At 46.6% G+C, this 19156-nt stretch carries 15 protein-coding genes and 1 pseudogene; 1 reads left to right on the forward strand and 15 read right to left on the reverse strand.

All coding sequences use genetic code 11. From position 1 onward, the window contains the following. Positions 1–149: 149 nt before the first annotated feature. Positions 150–1031, reverse strand: coding sequence for a LysR family transcriptional regulator (locus ACFPYJ_RS11210; protein ID WP_379188211.1), 882 nt, complete (start codon positions 1029–1031; stop codon positions 150–152). Between the two features lie 277 nt (positions 1032–1308). Here ACFPYJ_RS11210 and ACFPYJ_RS11215 point away from each other — a divergent pair, with 277 nt between their 5' ends. Beyond that, positions 1309–2538 carry an MFS transporter gene (locus ACFPYJ_RS11215; protein ID WP_379188212.1) on the forward strand — a complete coding sequence of 410 codons (1230 nt, stop codon included), beginning with the start codon at positions 1309–1311 and terminating at the stop codon, positions 2536–2538. A gap of 355 nt (positions 2539–2893) precedes the next feature. Here ACFPYJ_RS11215 and ACFPYJ_RS11220 read toward each other — a convergent pair whose 3' ends face one another. The 14 genes and pseudogenes from ACFPYJ_RS11220 to ACFPYJ_RS11285 all read right to left on the reverse strand — a co-directional run bounded on the left by ACFPYJ_RS11220 (position 2894) and on the right by ACFPYJ_RS11285 (position 19091). After that, complete coding sequence (locus tag ACFPYJ_RS11220) at positions 2894–3655, reverse strand: PHP domain-containing protein (protein WP_379188213.1); 762 nt, start codon at positions 3653–3655, stop codon at positions 2894–2896. A 162-nt stretch (positions 3656–3817) separates the two neighbouring features. Beyond that, positions 3818–5815 (reverse strand): CehA/McbA family metallohydrolase, encoded by a 1998-nt coding sequence (locus ACFPYJ_RS11225; protein WP_379188214.1) that lies wholly within the window; start codon positions 5813–5815, stop codon positions 3818–3820. 23 nt (positions 5816–5838) lie between these two features. Next, positions 5839–6723, reverse strand: a complete 885-nt coding sequence (locus ACFPYJ_RS11230; protein ID WP_379188215.1) for a carbohydrate ABC transporter permease — start codon at positions 6721–6723, stop codon at positions 5839–5841. 17 nt (positions 6724–6740) lie between these two features. Continuing rightward, positions 6741–7643 carry an ABC transporter permease gene (locus ACFPYJ_RS11235; RefSeq protein ID WP_379188216.1) on the reverse strand — a complete coding sequence of 301 codons (903 nt, stop codon included), beginning with the start codon at positions 7641–7643 and terminating at the stop codon, positions 6741–6743. Positions 7644–7796: 153 nt separating this feature from the next. Continuing rightward, positions 7797–9491, reverse strand: a complete 1695-nt coding sequence (locus ACFPYJ_RS11240) for an extracellular solute-binding protein (RefSeq protein ID WP_379188217.1) — start codon at positions 9489–9491, stop codon at positions 7797–7799. Positions 9492–9907: 416 nt separating this feature from the next. Further along, complete coding sequence (locus ACFPYJ_RS11245; RefSeq protein ID WP_379188218.1) at positions 9908–11113, reverse strand: glycosyl hydrolase family 18 protein; 1206 nt, start codon at positions 11111–11113, stop codon at positions 9908–9910. Positions 11114–11329: 216 nt separating this feature from the next. Continuing rightward, the gene (locus tag ACFPYJ_RS11250) at positions 11330–13348 is read right to left on the reverse strand and encodes a CehA/McbA family metallohydrolase (protein WP_379188219.1); all 2019 of its coding nucleotides are present in this window, start codon (positions 13346–13348) and stop codon (positions 11330–11332) included. A 44-nt stretch (positions 13349–13392) separates the two neighbouring features. After that, on the reverse strand, positions 13393–14493 hold the full coding sequence (locus ACFPYJ_RS11255; RefSeq protein WP_379188220.1) for a Gfo/Idh/MocA family protein: 1101 nt from the start codon (positions 14491–14493) through the stop codon (positions 13393–13395). 10 nt (positions 14494–14503) lie between these two features. Continuing rightward, positions 14504–14731: a hypothetical protein gene (locus ACFPYJ_RS11260; RefSeq protein WP_379188221.1), complete on the reverse strand. Its 228-nt coding sequence runs from the start codon at positions 14729–14731 to the stop codon at positions 14504–14506. Next, complete coding sequence (locus tag ACFPYJ_RS11265) at positions 14732–15358, reverse strand: sugar phosphate isomerase/epimerase family protein (protein ID WP_379188222.1); 627 nt, start codon at positions 15356–15358, stop codon at positions 14732–14734. Between the two features lie 29 nt (positions 15359–15387). Beyond that, positions 15388–16272, reverse strand: coding sequence for a carbohydrate ABC transporter permease (locus ACFPYJ_RS11270; RefSeq protein ID WP_379188224.1), 885 nt, complete (start codon positions 16270–16272; stop codon positions 15388–15390). 18 nt (positions 16273–16290) lie between these two features. After that, a pseudogene (locus ACFPYJ_RS11275) lies at positions 16291–17147 on the reverse strand (ABC transporter permease). A gap of 229 nt (positions 17148–17376) precedes the next feature. Further along, positions 17377–17679, reverse strand: a complete 303-nt coding sequence (locus tag ACFPYJ_RS11280) for a hypothetical protein (protein WP_379188225.1) — start codon at positions 17677–17679, stop codon at positions 17377–17379. Beyond that, positions 17664–19091 carry an extracellular solute-binding protein gene (locus ACFPYJ_RS11285; protein WP_379188226.1) on the reverse strand — a complete coding sequence of 476 codons (1428 nt, stop codon included), beginning with the start codon at positions 19089–19091 and terminating at the stop codon, positions 17664–17666. The genes ACFPYJ_RS11280 and ACFPYJ_RS11285 overlap by 16 nt, the downstream gene beginning before the upstream one ends. Positions 19092–19156: the final 65 nt, after the last annotated feature.

Genomic DNA, 19156 nt, shown 5'->3' on the forward strand with positions numbered 1-19156 from the left:
CGAAAAAACAGGCACTCTCGATCATAGAAGTGCAGTCCGAATGATTTCCTTCCTGCTGAATCTCAAAAAATATAATCCTTCCCTTCCACAAAAGGCTTTACGGCCTTCCAATCGATAAGGTCTTACGTAAGGTTTTAAAACGCCGGTCATCAAAGGTCTTTCAAGTGTTCTTCTGCAAAATGAATAAAGGTTTGTCCTGCGCGGCTGAGATATTTATCCGACCTATAAATGATGCTCATTTCCCTTACAGGCGGATAATCGTGTATCGGGATAAAACGCAGTTTGAGATTATCGATGGATTCAAGCAGTGAATACGATTGGATGGCTACCCCTATATTTTCTCTTACGAAATAGAAGAGGGATGAGGAGGATGTCGTTTCTACCACCACGTTCAGATTGAATCCATGCTGCTGACAACAGTTTTCCAAAAAATCCCTTCCCCAGAATCCTTTCGGATACGTAACAATGGGCAGCTCTTTTAGCTCGGTCAAGGAAATGGAATCTTTACTGGACAGCTCATGATCCTTTGACACAACTACACCGTATTCTTCTCGGGTTAACGGGCGTATGACTAACCGGGGATCGAATAAAGGCTTCAATGAAATGCCGATATCAATATCAGTGTTCAGCACCAGTCGGGTTAAATCGACTTCCGAGATGATTTTCAGCCTTACATTCGGATATCTCTTGTAAAAACTAATAAACATCGGGGTCAGACGGAAATCAAGTTCGGACGGCAATGCCCCAACGCTAAGGCTTCCACCCCGTTGATGGTTGAGCTCATCCATCTCTTGGAAAGCGTTTTGAAGATTTTGAAACATGCTCCGAGTGTGCCTAAGGAGGATTGATCCTGCTTCAGTCAGTGCAATACGTTTTCCAATACGGTCGAATAAAGGCGTTCCGATTTCTTCTTCCAGCGCTTTAATTTGCAGGCTCAAATTAGGCTGAGATATACCAATTTTATCAGCTGCCTTCGTAAAATGCAGCTCCTCGCATACCGCAATAAAATATTCCAATTTCCTAAGTTCCATTAGTCCCACTTCCATTACGAGCAATTTGCAAAATGTTTATATATCATTTGTTAAACAAATTATTATTATAAGTTCAATATAATTGATAATTGATTATTCGCCAAGTATGATTTGTTGATGAGCAAACAAACATCACGATTCGATGCGTTGACATTATATCGATAAAATTTATTTCGCCGAGGAGTGATCGTAAAGAAAAACGTATTTTTTTGGTAAAGGATTAGAAGATGTACGCAGCTTGCGAAACGTCATTATGATTGAAGGGGAGTAAAACAACATGAAAAAAAACGTACTGATGATTATAGCATTATTTATTGCCTCTCTTAATTTACGTCCGGCGATCAGCTCGATCGCCCCGTTGCTCGGAAACATTAATACAGAACTTGAAATGAGTGCAGCCGTGGCTAGTTTGTTAACTTCGATTCCGGTGCTATGCATGGGACTTTTTTCTCCAGTCGCTGTAAAAGCGAGCGGTAAATGGGGAGTTGAACGGATAATAGGTTTGTCGCTGGTGGTTATCGGGGTTGGTACCGTTATTCGTTTGTTTACTCACTCCGCAGCCCTTCTGCTCATCACAGCTTTGATTGCGGGTATAGGTATCGCATTAATAGGTCCGCTGTTGTCCGGTTTTATTAAACAGCATTTTCCTAAGCACGTTCCTTCTATGATTGCAGTATATACGGTTGCACTTACTTTGGGGGCTGCTTTCAGTTCTGCGCTATCTGTACCGCTGCAGAAAAGTTTCAACTCCTGGCAGAGCTCCCTTGCATTTTGGGCATTTATAGCATTCGTTGCCGCTATTATATGGTGGTTGTTCGTTAATCTACAAGCCAATAAATCGGTTCACACTGCTTCGGCAGGGACGAAAGCCCAATTGCCATGGGGGAACGGTAAAGCCTGGATACTAACTTTGTCCTTTGGTTTGATGGGCATACTATTTTACTCGTTTCTTGCATGGTTACCGCAAATTATCCAAGGAATGGGCTATACTAAAGCTTACGCAGCTAATTCTTTAACCGTATTTGTAGCTGTTCAAATACCAGTAAGTCTAGTGCTTCCAATCTTGTTAAAAAACTTTCCGTCCCGCCGCTTGTGGCTGATCGTTGAATCCTTGTTAGTGCTTGTTGGATTAATTTTACTTGTATTAAATGTTGAACCCTGGGTAGCTGCTGCGTTTATTGGTATTGGCGCAGGAGGATTGTTTTCCTTAAACCTTCTTCTACCAATTGATGCTACAGATAATGCCCAAGAAGCTGCTTCCTGGTCAGCCATGGCACAATCAGCTGGTTATGTAATTGGTGCTTTAGGTCCAATCATTCTCGGTTGGATTCATGATGTTACTAATAGCTTTGCTTCTGCCCTTTTTGGGATGATTGTGATAACCCTACTGATGATTATTGTTCAGTTTGCAGCAACCGCAAAAAAAACAAAAGAAACTTATTTAAAAAAGGGATCACCTGCGGCAAGCGATGTAATCGTTCCATCCAGCCTTGAGCGGAATCCATAACCAGAAATGTTAAATTCAAATCATATTTTCCTTTAAATACCTTCAATTTCAAACGGAAACATTGAAAGTTTTCCTGCAGCTTGCTCGAAAGGCGCATGCAGTACGCTCTCACTGAGATAACCGCGGATATTCCCACAAGCATCGACATCCGCGAATATTTTGCAGTCTGGATGACTGAATGAATCTAAGCGAAACCCGCCGTTTACGTTAGGGAGCCAACCTTACGCGGTGGGTTTTCGCTTGTTTAGCTTCCGTTTCATCCATCGATAGAGCAAGGTAGCGTTTTTCTTAATTGTCCGATATTTGGGGTCTTACTTGACCATAAAAAGACCTCCGTTAATGAGAAGAGCTTTTCTTAGTTACTTCCGATTGCAAGCTTAGCCGGTGACCAGATCTGATCCTCTGTTGCTCCCTCCTGCAGCAAAAGATCGGTTAATCGATCAATCCGTTTCCCGATGTTCACAAGGTGGTGTGAGTCCGTCCCTGTCATAAGCGGGCATCCTGTCTTGATCAAGGGACGAACAACATGCTGTAAATAATCTTCGTTGACGGCTTCGTCCTTAAACATGGCCCATGCCGGTATTTCCAACGCCGTTTGGTGAATTCGGGCCTCAACGCCTGCCTCCTCAATCCACTCCGATCTCAAGAGATCACAACTAAATTTGAACACTTTGAAAACACCAACCCAAGGGTGTCCAATCGCATTCAAATATGGATTACGTATCGTGTTGATCAAATTTTGTTGGGCAAAATACAAAATATCAGTAGGCGATTTCGATAAATCCGGACCTTCTACCCAATCCAAATGGTAATGATGAACCCCGGCCATCACGTAATCCAGAGTCTTATAGATTTCCGGATTGCCCGTGAGTTCTCCCGATAGTGTCGTAACATCCAACTCAACGCCTATCCAAACTTTAAGATCCGTTTCTGTCAACTTAGACAACTGATTGCGATTGTCCGCAAAAATAGCAGGATCAATATGCGGGTGAAGATGATCGGTTATCCCAATTCCATCTACACCGGCGGAAACCGCTGCTTGCACCATAGATTGTACGGTATTGTCCTGATTAGCGCAGCGGGAATGATTGGAATGCATATGCAGATCGACTAGCATTGTTTATTCCTCCTGTTTTATAAAAAAATTTGATGATTTAACGTTTACCTGTTTGCTGGTAATCGCTTTTTTCCCCCGATAACCGCGGGTCATTCCATTTGATTTAAATGGAGGGTCATTTTTTTGACAACCATTTTGTTAGGAAAGTAATCCAAACGCTCCTCATAGCCTTTTAAATAGAGATAAGAGTTTAGGATCGGCATGTACGGTGGTCTCAGCAGGTAAATATTGTCCCCCGTGCAATTCATAGTTTTGATCGCCGAAGGTTGCCGCGATTCTCCAAGCAGCATTGTTCGGATACCACCAACGATCCTTGTAAGGAGCCCTAATCTCCGCAAGCGGCATCTCCTCGCCGTATCCCCAAATCCGGAACTCTGTATCTTTACCGGCGAGACGACCAACCGACAATTCATGACTGAGGGGATTTGCGCTGTCGAAATAAACGGCATCCGATTGGATGATCTGTCCGCCTGCCGTTGTCACTCGTACCGAGTACCAACCGCTCTCTGTCACAGGGAAATCCGCTTGAAAATGAACCTTGCTTGAAGCCTCCGGACACCAGATCCATCCAGGCTCATATTCACGGCCCAGTTCCAACTCCGATACGGGGATTTTGCCTGACGCCAGTTCGTTGCCTGCTTCCGGCTTAAAGCTTTTGACCGTAAGTTCATTCTTAAGCAATTCTACCTCTGTGATCGAATCATCCGGCGATACCGTAATCAACATATGCGCGAAGAATTCTTGGCGAAGATAAATAAACCGCGTATGATTACTGATTTCAAGCAAAACGGACGATGAAGAAGAACGGATGGAATCGAGCTTTGATTCCACATAGATAGGGCTGGTAATACACCAGTTCCCTTGTTCATCTTCAGCTCTGAACACGTACCAATTTCCCCCGGTTTCCTTGAACGGATGGATAAGGTCAATCTTCCCGACTTGTCCGGAAATATCAAACGATTGCACCACGTTCCCTCTGCTGTAAAGTTCAGCCTTTTTCAGCGGAAATAAGCTCTGAATTTCGATCCGAGCCGTTAAGGATTCCCCCTCGAACAGTTGAATAGTGTCACCGGGCTCTCTATCATCGATCGTAAAGAAAGCAAAGACCGGCCCTCCGTTTGTCGCGAAAGTATGCCCGTTCTTCATCGCCTCAATAATGGCCGAGTAGCTAAAATCGGAGGCATGACAGTAAACTCTTCTGTCACCCGGCGTGAGCGTGCGCTTTCTTTCGAGGGCACTGTCGGTATAACTGCTGCAAGCAAGCTTGTTGCCCAAGTTCAAGACGGTAAACCAGAGAAGCTCAGTCGCTTTGGAATCGATATCGAATGCATCCGCGCACCTTCCCAATACCGCGTCCGAATATACGGCCGCAGCCCCCATCCAGTGCAGTTGATGAGCCGGAGAGAGCGGATGCGTGTAGACGACCAAGCCCCCCAGCTCATGTACGGCCTCCATAATGGTCTGAGTCGCCAGCGGGGTCTTGCGAATGACGGCCATCCTGTCTTCGTCAATTGCATTCGAAATGCCAGGCGTATTAAAATGCCCTGCGAAACATAACATCTTCAACTCCTCGGCGTACTTGAGGAGAAAGGTGTCCGTACTTAGCTTATCGATATTTCCATAAGAAACATGGGAGCCGGCTTCCGTAATAAAATTCAATCCGCTCGCTCTGCCTTGCAAAGCCGTATACTCCAGTCCAGTCTTCATACTGGCTACTTGGTCATGCTGGGAATGCACATGATTGTCGCCGCAAAACCATCCCCTGGCTTCCGGCGAGAACCACCGGCCCAAATAGGCGCGGAGAAACAGGGTTTGTCCTTTCGTAATATCCAATGAGAATTGAAGCGGAATGTAGTCGGGGCCATTTTTGATTAGAATATCAACGGTTCCCTCGGGTACTGTGACAGAAAAATTTCCGTCCGCAAAAAACCGCCCATCCGCATAAGTACCATTCCCCGCGCCATCGAGGTGACTGCCGTCACCTGCAGTAACAACTACCCTGGCAGCTAACGTCTTAGGAGCCGCTAATTCCGCGGATCCATCCAAGATCTCCACCGAGACCTCTGCCAGTTCCGCTGTAGTCGATATTTCATTCCGAACAACTTCGTACCAGCTTTGATCGTGAACCGAATTTTCCATCCTAAACTGTCCCTGTCTCATGTTACGAACCTCCGATGTCATTTTTATCCCTTCACGCTTCCTAACGTGATCCCTTTAATAAAAAACCGCTGTAAAAATGGATATACCAGCAAAATCGGCAAGGCTGCGACAAAGATCTCCGCGGAGTGGATCGTCCGATTGGAAACAAGCGCCAGCTTTTGAGCATCGTCTTCCGTCATAAAACGCGGGTCGGCAGCAATGACGATCGTTTGTAGAAAACTTTGTAGAGGCCAATGCTCCGGACGATTCATGAGAATTAACCCGTCAAACCAGCTGTTCCAATGGCCTACCATACTGAAAAGCGTGATGGTTGCCAAAGAAGGCAATGAAAGCGGGACAAATATTTTCAAAAGGGTCGTTAAGTGACCGGCGCCGTCAATTCTGGCCGATTCTTCAAGCTCCTTCGGCAAGCCCCGGAAAAAATTAATCATCAAGATCACGTTAAACACGGGTACAGCCCCCGGCAGCACCAAAGCCCCGATCGTATCGAGCAGACCTGCAGTTTTTATTGTAATGTACCAGGGAATGAGGCCGCCGCTAAACAGCATCGTGATCACAAATACCCATACATAGAAGGTTCTCCAGCGAAAATCCTTCTGCTCCTTGTACAAGGGATACGCAATCAATAGCGTTAAGATCGTGTTAATCGAAGTACCGAGCAGCACCCTCTCGATAGAGATCCAAAAGGACCTTAAAAATTGTGTAGTGCTCAAGACGTGCTGATAGGTCGCTGCTGAGAATTCAACCGGCCATAATTTGACGGCGCCGGCAGCGGATGCGGATGATGAGCTGAGCGAGATGGCAAGGATATGAATCAACGGAAGGACGCAAAGCAGCGAAATAAAGACTAGAAAAGCATAGTTAAACGCCAGGAACAACTTTCTGCCCAAAGATAGTCGGTATGTCACAATGGTTTACCCCTCTCCTAAAATATTCTGTAGTTAGCAAATCGATAGGCCAACACGTAAGAGAGCGAGATAAATAGGAAGGAAACGACGGATTTGAACAATCCTACAGCGGTAGCCACTCCGTATTGAGACTGCAGCAAGCCGATTCGATAAATGAAGGTATCAAGAATATCCCCGCTTTGATACACCTGCGGGTTGTATAAATTGAACACTTGATCGAAGCCGGCGTTTAATACGTTTCCTAAGCTCAAAGTGCCAAGCAATACGATGATCGGCAATATGCCAGGCAATGTAATGTGCCACGTTTGCTGCCAGCGGCCGGCTCCGTCGATTTCCGAAGCTTCATAGAGAGCGGGATTAATGCCGGTTAACGCGGCCAAATAGACGATGGTACTAAAACCGAATTCTTTCCATACTTCAGATGTCACGAGTACCGCCTTAAACCACTTGTTGTCCCCGAGAAAAAAGATCGGATCAATGCCCACTGCCTTCAGCATGAGATTTACGATCCCTGATGACGGGGAAAGGATGTCGACGAGAATCCCGCCCAGAATAACCCATGAGAGGAAGTGCGGCAAATAAATAAGCGTTTGAACGCTTCGCTTAAATGCGGCATTTCTTACTTCATTAAGAAGCAGAGCACTGATAATAGGCGCAATAAATCCTGCAATGATTTTCATTATTGCAATATAGACCGTATTAAAAAGAATCTGTCCCGTATCCGGCAGCATCATGACGTACTTAAAATTGTCTAATCCGATCCATTGCGAGCCGAATATCCCCTTTGTAGGAATAAAATTTTCAAAAGCGATGACAATACCCGTCATTGGAATATAATGGAAGACGATGATGAGCATTAATCCCGGCAGTAACATCAGATGTAAGGGCCATTCGCTTAACCGTCCGCGGCTCCTCTTCATTTGGACAGAAGTCTCTTTCGTCCTGGAAAACAGGCGGGAGACCTCCAACTTGCTACCCAATCTTTTCTCCAACAAGGATAATACCTCCAGTTCAGAATGCCATGCGCAAATAAGAGGGGGAACCCATCCAGTTCCCCCTTATATCTTTTCTGCTTACTTCTTAATGGAAGAATACCAGTCATTTACTTCCTTCGTAATCAAATCTCCGCCAAGGTTGTTCCAATCGGTTACGAACTTATCGAAATCGTCAATGGGAGCTTGATTCGTAATAATCTTCGTGAGGATTTCCAGCTCTTTCGCATCCAAAGTCGATTGTTTAGTGGCCATCGTAGCTGTCGGCACCGTATAGAATTCATTCTGCAAATAGCGGTTTTGCTGGCTATAGTCGTACATGATTTCAAGCGTACCGCCATCTTTCGCCTTCATCCAATTGTTCCAATTATCACCATCGCCTTTAAGATAATTAATGCTGTCTTCATAAAGTTGAAGGGCATCCGGAGTAGTAAGCTTGGAAGTATCTTTCGTTTTCAAAGCTTCTGGCAGCACAGAGCCTGATATTACATTCAAATCGGGGCGGTACAAAATAAGCGGATTCAGCTTCCAGTAATAATCGCTGTTAGGAACGCCTTTGTCGTAAACAGGATCCCTTTTAGGCTGCGCGTAGTGATTCAGAATTTCGAAGATGGCTTCCGGATTTTTAGCCTTCTTTGAAATGACATAATAAGCATTAACGCCCAAAGTAACTTGTGTCATTGCAGGCTTGTCGTCAATAGAAGCAATCGGATATACGGCCCAGTCTTGAACCGTCTTTTTGTCCTTGATTGCCGCCATCTTCAAGGGAAAGGAGCCCAGCCAGAAAGCGCCGTAGGCCATGCCGAGACTATTGGCGGTAACCAGTTCATTTTCTTTACCCGAATCCTTCACGCCGAACTCCGGATCGATTAGGCCAGCTTTATACATTTCCTGCAGCTGTTTTAAAGCTGTTTTCATTTCCGGTTGAACGCTGCCGTAGGTCAGATTGCCGGATTGATCCTTGATCCAAGTGCCCGGGTACGCGTGGTAACCATTGAAAAACCCGGTTAGTCCGAAATCGGCGGCATACAGGGTTTTTTGTGCCGCGAGACCATAAGTTTTGTCCGCTCCACCCGGATTTTGCTTGCTGAAGGCTTCGGCGATCTTTAACACGTCCTGCATCGTTTTCGGTTCAGGCAGCTTAAGCTTGTCCAGCCAATCCTTCCGTAGCCATATGTAGGTGGAAGAGTTCGTCGGGCTGTCCGTAAACGGAATCGCCATCAGCTTGCCGTCAAATTTGGCGGAATCAACCTGTTTCGTTTCGGTGAAAAACTTTTTCGCATCGTCCGATAAGTCATTGTTGAACAGGTCGGTCAAATCCATAACAAGATCGGCATCGACCAGCTTCTTGAGCTGCAGCTGCGATACTTTGAAGAAGTCGGGAATTTCACCCGATGCGACGCTTAAGTCGATCTTGGCATCGTACTGATCATTGTTGACGACCCAATCGTTTTTCAGCTTAATTCCCAATTCTTTTTCGTAGGCGTCATATACGGCGTTTTTATCCATCGATTCGCCTGGCGCGTATTTGATATTGACATCGGTTGACCGGACAGTAGACAGTTCAATCGGAGGATCATACTTAACGAGCCCCGTTACTTCCTCGGGTGTATGTCCTTGTTTACCGGTATCGGCACTGGAACTTGCGTTCGGGGCCTTATTGCTGGAATTGGTACTCGAATCCGTATTCGGAGCGCTGGGATTACCGCTGCATGCCGTTAACAAGACCGATGTCATAGCAAAGACTGAGAACACCATTTTAAAATTTGCTTTCAATTTAATCCCTCCCGATTTTGTTCTTTTACATCCGATATTTATAGAAGCAACCATATCGTATTTCTACAATACGATTAAAATGTTCCAACTGGATCAAAATGAAGTAAATTATTTATTAATATGATCATTTTTATCTTTTATTGATTATAAATAGTCAGATTATGAAAAAATTAAACAAATAACTCACACCCCATGCGATGTTTACTCCTTGCGCTCAGAACAATTTTCAGGCAATCTCTCCATCCGGTAGGTAGTGTGCTAATACCGCAGCAAAAAAGAAGGAACTGGGATTCTCCTATTCAGCCCTTAAGCAAAAAACCAGCCCTCTTAAAGGGCTGGATCGCTTTTGATTTGGTCCTCTGGACCTTGACCTGAGCATACCCTACTTCAGAAGCTTGTTGGTTATGGTTCAGTCGCTATCTCAAATGATCTTTATTTTTATTCCGGAAGTATTTTAGGGCTGCAAATGTCTCGGGTGGTTCATTGCTGCCGTCGATGACCCAGACACAGACTCCTCCGAGTTGTTGATCGAGCGCGAGATCGAGCTTGGCGCGAAAGGAGGCACTATCTTCGTACCAGCCCTGCACCCATTGCGTACCGTTCTTGTATCGGTACCAAGGCACCTGTTGCAATGGGTCGATCATCTTGCTGTACATCTCTGCGTTTGCACGTGCCTGCTCCGGAGTAAGCCGGCGCGCTTTACCGATGGTCGGCGAAAGTGGTTGGTCGGTCACCGCATCCCATTCGTAGCCGCCGTAGTCGTTCCACAAACCAAGCAGCAGCTTGTCGCGCTTTCCACCGGTAGCGGCGAGGTAGTCGCCGATGAGCGTTTGGTAATCACGGGCATGACCGGTTACCTCACCCCCGCCGCGAATTGGTTGGCCTCCAGTTGTCCACCCAATGCTGGGAGGATTCATGGTGTATGACATGATGGTGAATGCATCAAGCTGATCTGCAATGGCCGCATAGTCGGGCCATGCCTCACCGTAACGGTCGGTCGCCGAAATGACTGGCGGAGAAGCCCATGATAAATGGTAATCAGGGTTTGCAGCTTTCAACACCGTATGGAGGCGGGTGAAGAACTCAGTGACCAATTGACGATTGGGTCCCCCAGTGACAGTATTCGTCTCAGTCCAACTCTCATCGTCAAAGTTAATGCCGTCGATGCCGGTATCTTTCACGTAGTCGACCAGCGTGGTGACTGCAGCATCTTGCGCATTAGCGAGGTAAGCCGAGCTCTCAGCGGCAGTGCCTCCCCAAACCAGCACGGTGACCTTGACGCCGTGCGTATGGGCGATCTTAACGAGCTCCGCAACCTGGTCACGGGTGCGCCCCTCATCGATGGATCCATCGGGGCGAATGGTGACCGAGCGGAAGGAGAGGTGGGTAATAGCTTTCCAATCAATCGCGCTGGTATTCCAGTCATTATAGTTCGCCGGGAACCAAGCATAGACAGTACGGGTCGGATGTTTGGCCTTGAGTACAGCAACTGTAGATCCGGTATTCAGCAGTGCTTCGCCGCTGTCCGCTGAATCGGCTGCAACAATTAGCGAATTGCCTCCCAATAAAAGCATTAAACCTGCTAAGCATATAACAGTCCATAACTTCATTATCCTTTTCATACTTACGCTCCCTTCTACACACAGCTCGTGATTCGAAAAATGTCGTATCCAAAACATTGTAGAGATGTTCGCTTTCGCCATCGACAGGCCAACAAATCGCAATAATCCACAAGCTTTGTCACTAATTTGAGATAAGGACGCCCTGACACTGCGGCGCTTATCATTATGGCATTATATAAATTGTCGCCTTCCTTCCGTATCATCGTGACGGTGGTTTTATAGAACGTCTATTTTGTTCCCTGGCTTCATTTTAAAAAGTTCAAGCAATTTGGGAGGAATAACATAGCTCGTAACCGCTGCAGAAAAAGGATGCTCTCCTTGCAGTTCATGGGTGTGATTTCCAAATGTTGCCCTAACCCGCCAACACGCATTGTCCGGATACCACCAACGATCCTCATAAGGCTCTTTAATGTCCTTTAGCGGCATTTCCTCTCCGTAGCCCCATAGCTCGAACCGGGTATCCTGACTCCAAAGCTTGGCAAAAGTTAATTCATGGCTATTGGGATTGTTGCAGTCGAAGTATAGTGCATCGGAATCGAGTGAAGCCCCTTCTGTCGTTATGGCATGTACGGAGTACCAACCGCTCTCTGTCACGGGGTAATCGGCTTTAAAGTGAAATTCCCCCTCGGATTCCGGGCACCAGATCCAGCCGGGGCCATACCCGCTCCCTTTCTCCATTTCGGTTACAGGCATTTTATCGGATGAGAATACGCTGCCCATCTCAGGCAAAAAACGCTTATAAAGTTGACCGTCTTTACGCAATTGCACTTCCGACAACGCTTGATCCGGCGAAACGGTGATGATCAGATGGGCGAAAAATTCGCGGCGTAAATAAACAAAGCGTCCGTGGTTGCTAATTTCGAACAGCAGCGCAGCGGAAGACGGGCGGGCGGATGCTTGGGAAGACTCAAAATAGATCGGGCTAGTTATACACCAATTCCCCCTTTCGTCTTCCACCCTAAGCAGGTACCAACTCGTTTCGGTTTCTTGAAAAACGTGAGCAATATTGAGCACGCCATTTGTCGGCTCAGGATAGAATTGTTCAACCGCCAGACCTTTTCGGTAAAGCTCCACCTTCTTGACGGGGTATAGGCTCCGGATTTCCGCTTGGGCTGTATAGGAATCGTTCTCATTCAATGCGATTGTTTCGCCAACCTGAAGGCCGTTAATGGTGAAGAAGGCATATAACGGTCCGCCATTTGTCGCAAATGTACGTCCTTGGCGCATGGCCTCTATGATGGCAGGGTAACTAAACTCTGACGAATGGCAATATACTCTTCGATCGCCGGGTGTGAGGGTGTTTATTCGCTCAAGCGTACTGTCCGTGTAGCTGCTGCAGGCAATCTTATTACCCAGGTTAAGGAACGAAAACCATAGAAGCTCGGTCGCTTTCGAATCGACATCGAACAGATCCGCGCATTGTCCGAGCACGGCATGGGAAATGGCTTCTGTCGCCCCCATCCAATGCAGCTGATGAGGCGGCGTAAGAGGGTGAGTATACGTAACGACCCCTCCAAGCTGATGGACCCGTTCTGTAATAGCCCGTCCGGGAAAGGGATGCTTGGAGGCAACGTCCAAATCTTCATTGGACAAAGGGGCACTGATCCCGGGCGTGATAAAATGACCGACATAACAACCGGCGCCTAATTCTCTGGCATAAGTAAGTAAAAAGTCATCCGTGCTTAATTGTTCTATATTGTCATAGGAGACATGGGAGCCGGACTCTGTAATGTAGCTGAGGCCGTTGGCTCTTCCCTGAAGCGCGGTATAGGAAAGGCCTGTCTTCATCTTCGCCGTTCGATCGTGCTGCGAATGGACGTGGTTGTCACCGCTATACCACCCTCTTTCCTCCGGCGAGAACCAGCGACTCAGTATAGCGCGAAGATGGATCCTTTGCCCGATTACGGCGTTTACAGTAAAAACAAGCGGGACATAGTTAGGACCGTTTCGAATGATCACATCCGTATTACCGGGCGGCACCGTGACAGAGAACGTACCGTCGGCAAAGAACCGGCCATCGGAATATACGCCCTGAGTAGAGCCGTCCGGGTGACTTCCGTCGCTAGCCGTTACGATAACGCGAGCCGCAAGCGGGATATTTCCCTGCCGATCTGCCGTTTCTTCCACAATATCGACCGTGATTTCCGCATGTCCTGCAACCGCCGTCTCCTCCTCCCCTATCCGCTCATACCTGCTGATCAACTGCTTGTCTATGGTTGACATGGATTCGCTCAACTCGATCATCCTCCCAAATGAAAACTTATCTCGCCTGTTCTCTACTACAGAACAACGGCTGAAGATTGTGAAGCATAGACTACCTCATCAATGCTGACCTCATGACCGGTACGATCCGACAAGTAAATACCTTCACAAATCAGCATCGCCTGTAAGGCAAGCTGAGCAGAAGGCAAGAGATCCACGCGTCCCTGCAAAGCCGCAATCCAATGCGCTTGAGAAGAATCATAGGCATCTTCGTCATCTCTCAATTGATGCCAGCGATAATCCATCGCGTTCAAATCAAAAGTCGCATTCATTTCGATATCGCATAAGTTGGCGTGATAACTAAACGGAGCTAACTTTAGCCCTCCCGAGGATCCCATAACCATGCTGCCTTCCAAAGCGTTAAGATGCGCAGCCCAAGCTTCGATCAAGTCAAGCGTCATCCCCCCGGACAGCTTAATGAAGCCCATGCCTAATTCCTCAACGTTATATCCGCTTTTGCGCTTCCGTTCTTCACTCATTTCGGTTTCCTGATAGATCTTACCGCTGATGCGCTCAACTTCTGGCAGGCCGAGCAAGTAAAGAACTTGAGCGATATGATATACGCCCATATCATTAAGCGCGCCGCCAGCGGATATTTCCTTTTGAACAAAAGACATGGATCCATACCCGTCGACATACGGACGCGAACGGCGGCGAAATCCGTTGGAACGGGCATGATAGAGCTTTCCGAGCTTACCTTGGTCGATCAGATGCTTGGCCGCTTTGGTTTCTTTCGAATAAAGCGTGGCCAACTGGATATGCAGTTTTTTATCGCACACCTTCGCCGCATTCATCATGGCCAAACCATCGGCATACGAACCGGCTATCGGTTTTTCGCAGTAAACATGCTTTCCTGCCTCTAATGCACGAATCGTGACCGGAGCATGGAAGTTATTATGCAGGCAAATATCCACTGCCTCGATGTCATCCCGCTTCAACAAATCGTGAAAATTGGTATAACTATGAGGGACTTGATACGATTCGGAAACAAACTGAAGTTCTTTTTCATTCACATCCGCTATGGCGACAACGTTTGCACCGGGAAGACTGGCATATTGTTTCAAGTGCGACTTCCCGATCTGACCTACTCCTATGATTCCAATCCGAATTGGCTCCATAACAAACCTCCTAATCAAATGTTTGGATGAGTTCTTTTAGGTAATCGATCGATGCTACCGATCCAATCTTTCCGTCCTCTTCCCCTTCAAATTCAACCGAAACCCATTCGTCATAGTCTGCTTGCTTTAGCTTGGTCAGGATTTGGCGCAAATCGATGCACCCTTGTCCGGCAATGACGGGAGCATAATAGCGACCTTCTTTCGACCGATGCTTTCTGCCATTGTAATCCTCTTTCACTTACAGCAGATCCTTAAAATGCACATGAGGGATGTAACGGATCAGTTTGTCGCAAGCCTGCACGGGATCGTCATCAACCGACAAGAAGTTACCCGTATCAAAAGCGGATCCCAAAGCAGGTGAATTCACGTCCCGGATGATACCAAGCACTTGATCAGCTGATGCGGCAAAGCGCCCGTGATTCTCCAAACAAAGCATAATCCCGCGTTTTTCGGCATAGAAAGCGGCTTCCTTCAAGCCTTCGATGATCCATGCATGAATTTGTTCATCCGAAACCGTTTCAACCTCTTGATCCCATCTGTCGCCGGAGAATACCCGTACGACCTTCGCTTCGAAAAAAACAGCCGTGTCAACGGATTCTGTAAGTACATTTAATTGTGCCAAGCGGTCGCTGCTCTTCAACTTAGCAAAATTGTTCGTAGCGCTGTAGCAAGCCATCTGCAAACCGTTGTTTTTCAGCGCTTCTTGAACCCGTAACGTTTCTGTCTCCTTATCCCGCCAGAATAGGTCTAGCAGTTCTACGCCTTCGGCTTTGGTAGTTGCTGCAAAATCAACAAAATCCGTTGTACTGAAGTTTGTTTCTTTCCAGTACCTGTTTAAACTCCACATACTTAAACAAATTTTCATGCAGTCTCGTCTCCTTCTCCCCAGAAAAGCTATTCTTTTACACTCCCTAACGTAATGCCTTTCATAAAAAACTTTTGCAGAAAGGGGTATAACAGCACGATCGGCAGCATGGAAATAATGATTTGAGCCGCATTGACCGTCCGGTTCGAAACGCGCGAAATCGCATTGACTTGTTCCGCCGTCAGATTTCTGAAATCTTGCGGAATGACGACGGTTTGCAGAAAGCTTTGAAGCGGATAATGCTCCGGGCGGTTCATATAAATGATCCCATCAAACCAACTGTTCCAATGGCCGACCGTTGCGAACAACGTAATCGTAGCCAAAGCAGGCATGGAGAGCGGCATATATATCTTCAGCAGCGTGACCCAATGTCCCGCTCCATCGATTTTTGCCGATTCCTCCAATTCTTTGGGCAGCCCTCGGAAAAAATTAAGCAGCATCACAACATTGAACACCGGAACCGCACCGGGCAATACCAATGCCCAGATGGAATCCATCACTCCTGTTGTTTTAATAGTCACATAGGTAGGGATCAGTCCTCCGCTGAACAGCATGGTCACGACAAAAATCCAAACATAAAAGGTTCTGCGCCGAAAATTTTGTTGTTCCTTGGATAAGGGATAGGCGAGCAAAACCGTCAATATGGTATTAATCAATACCCCTAGAAACACACGCTCAACGGAAACGCCGAATGCTCTTAGAAACTCGACTTTGTTTAAAACGTATTGATAGGCGCTCCATGAAAATCCGATCGGCAAAACTTTTACGGCACCTGAAGCCGCAGCGGAAGCGGAGCTCAGGGATATGGCGGCGGTATGGAGCAAGGGGATCACGCAAATAAGCGAGAGAACGGTCAGAAACGAATAGTTGAAGATAACAAAAGCTCTTCTTCCCCAGGACATTTTATAAACCACAGAAATCTCCCTCCAATCTTAAAATATCCTGTAATTTGCAAACCGAGCGGCAAGGATATAAGACGTGGAAATGAACAGCAGTGACACGAAGGATTTTAAAAGTCCAACCGCTGTCGCGACGCCATATTGAAATTGTTGCAGACCGAGCCGATATACGACGGTATCGATAATATCTCCACTTTGATAGACGACAGGACTGTACAGGTTAAATATTTGATCGAACCCGGCGTTCAATATACTGCCTATACTTAACGTGCCGATTAAGATGACGATCGGGAGGATCCCGGCAGCGTAATATGCCAGGTCTGCTTCCAACGTCCGGCTCCATCCATTTCGGCCGCTTCATAAAGGTTCGGATTGATGCTGGTTAAAGCCGCCAAATACACGATGGTTCCGAAACCGAATTCCTTCCATATCTCAGAAATGACCAGAATAAACGGAAACCAATGGTTGTTGGCAAGAAAAAAGATCGGCTTTATGCCAAAAAGGGCTAAAAATTGATTGACCATGCCGTTAGTAGGTGACAAAATATCGATCAGAACGCCCCCGAGAATGACCCAGGATAAAAAGTGAGGGAAATAAATTAGCGTTTGAATGCTGCGTTTAAATACTTCTTTCCGGATTTCGTTTAACAAGAGGGCCACAACGATCGGTACAATAAACCCTGCAATGATTTTCATAACGGCAATATAAATCGTATTAAATAAAATTTCGAAAATATTTGGCATTGCCAATACATACTTGAAGTTATCCAGCCCAACTAAAGGCGAGCCAAATATCCCCTTTGTCGGAATGAAATTTTCAAACGCGATGAGTACACCCGCCATAGGGATATAGTGATAAATCAATACCAGGATAAGCCCGGGCAAAATCATAAGATCCAACGCCAGATTTTGGACCCGCTTCTTCCTGAATCTTAGCCGGATGCGAGAATGCTTCGTTTGATAGAGCGGGCGAGTCAGCAGCAGTTCATTTTCTGTTTTCTTTCCTAACATTTATCTGTACCTCCCTGCTGTTCAAACGGATAAGAAAGGGGGAAACCTGTTAACCAAGTCTTCCCCCATCTGCTTCATCCATTTCTGTTTAAGGAAATGGCTTTTACTATTAGCCGCCGTTCACTTCGCTTGTGATAGCATCGCCGCCGAGCGCTTTCCAGCTCGTTACGAATTTGTCGAACTCGTCGATCGAAGCTTGATTCATAATGATTTTTGTAAATGTTTCCTGCTCCATGGCGTCTAAAGTGGTTTGCTTCTGTGCCATCGTCGGAGTTGGCGCACCGTTGAATTCGTCAAACAAGTAACGGTTGTCCACACTGTATTGGTACATGATGGAAAGGGATCCGCCAGGTTGAGCCTGCATCCAAGAGTTCCAGTAATCGGTTTTGCCGTCTTTCAGATAAGACTGCACATCGTTGTAACCGGCCACTTGATTCTTGGGAAGAATCGAAGGATCGCTTGCGGGATCAACTTCCCGTCATTAAGACGATCTTCCGGATTGTAGAACACGATAGGCTGCAAGAAGGAATACATGCCATTGCCGGAGGCGGATTCCGTAAAGGCCTTCTCAGAGTCCGGAACATCACCTTTGCTTTGCTGAATCATATCGTTTACCCGCTTATTGACAAGCGCAATGACGGCCTCGGGATGTTTAGCATTTTTGGAAACGGCATAATATCCGTTGATTCCGAGTGGAATCTGCACCAAAGCCGGCTTGTCATCAGCTGACAGTAAAGGATAGGTACCCCAAACTTGATCGGCCTTGCCGTTCTTGATGACTGCTTGTTTTAGTGGCCAAGAAGTGAGCCAAAACTTTCCGAAAGCGATGCCAAGTTGATTGTTAGCCACCAATTCGTTCTCTTTGTCTGGATCTTTGATGGAGAATTCAGGATCGATCAAGCCGGAATTATACATATCCTGAAGGTGCTGAAGAGCTGTTTTCATCTCGGGCTGAATACTGCCGTAAACCATTTTGCCCGATGCGTCCTTGATCCATTGCCCCGGATAAGCGTGATAGCCGTTGAAGAAGGGGATCAGTCCGTAGGCATCGCTGTACAAATCTTTGGTCAACGCAATTCCGTAGGTTTTACCTGCACCCCCGGGCTGCTTTTCCACGAATGCTTTGGCGATATTCTCGACGTCTTGCATCGTTTTCGGCTCTGGCAGATTCAGCTTGTCCAGCCAATCTTTGCGAATATAAAAGTACCAGGAAAAGTTGTAGGGACTGTCCGTGAAGGGGATCGCCATGATCTTTCCGTCGAAGGTGGCAGTACCCATTTGTTTCTTCGAAATGTTCCCGTTGAAGAAGTCTTTTGTTTCTTGCGATCCGTACTTATTGATCAAATCGGTCATATCCATGACTTCTCCGGCATTGACCATCTGCTGCAGCTGCACCGCATTGACTTCCATAAGATCTGGTAGTGTGTTCGAAGCGATACTGGTTTGAACCTTTTGGTCGTACTGCGCCGGATCGACCACCCACATATTTTTGAGCGTGATCCCAAGATTTTGCTCATAGGCGTCATATACGGAATTTTTGTCATAGCTTTCGCCTTGATCGAACGTAAGCCCCGTATGTGTCGAACGTCCGATCGTCAATTCGATGCTGGGACTGAATTTACCCGCTTTAACCTGCTCTGCCACCGGATCCGTCGTCTGTTTCGTGTCTTGGGCAGCGGAATCGGATGACTGTTGTGTATTTTGGGTTGACGCCGATCCATCATTCGTTCCGGAAGTGGACGGAGAAGCCGGGTTGGAACAAGCGGATAGCAAGAAGACAGCCATACTGACAATCAAGCCAGATAATTTCCTGTTACGAGTCAATTCAATACACCTCTCAGTTTTATATGGTTTTATGCGTTAAATACCACTTGACGAGACGTTCATCA

The organism is Paenibacillus solisilvae (assembly GCF_042656405.1).
In the GTDB taxonomy this organism is placed as follows: Bacteria; Bacillota; Bacilli; order Paenibacillales; family Paenibacillaceae; genus Paenibacillus_Z; species Paenibacillus_Z solisilvae.

Coding starts and splice junctions, on each gene's coding strand:
- ACFPYJ_RS11210 (WP_379188211.1), bottom strand. CDS start 1,031: ATGGAACTTAGGAAATTGGAATATTTTATTGCGGTATGCGAGGAGCTG.
- ACFPYJ_RS11215 (WP_379188212.1), top strand. CDS start 1,309: ATGAAAAAAAACGTACTGATGATTATAGCATTATTTATTGCCTCTCTT.
- ACFPYJ_RS11220 (WP_379188213.1), bottom strand. CDS start 3,655: ATGCTAGTCGATCTGCATATGCATTCCAATCATTCCCGCTGCGCTAAT.
- ACFPYJ_RS11225 (WP_379188214.1), bottom strand. CDS start 5,815: ATGAGACAGGGACAGTTTAGGATGGAAAATTCGGTTCACGATCAAAGC.
- ACFPYJ_RS11235 (WP_379188216.1), bottom strand. CDS start 7,643: ATGAAGAGGAGCCGCGGACGGTTAAGCGAATGGCCCTTACATCTGATG.
- ACFPYJ_RS11245 (WP_379188218.1), bottom strand. CDS start 11,113: ATGAAAAGGATAATGAAGTTATGGACTGTTATATGCTTAGCAGGTTTA.
- ACFPYJ_RS11255 (WP_379188220.1), bottom strand. CDS start 14,493: ATGGAGCCAATTCGGATTGGAATCATAGGAGTAGGTCAGATCGGGAAG.
- ACFPYJ_RS11265 (WP_379188222.1), bottom strand. CDS start 15,358: ATGAAAATTTGTTTAAGTATGTGGAGTTTAAACAGGTACTGGAAAGAA.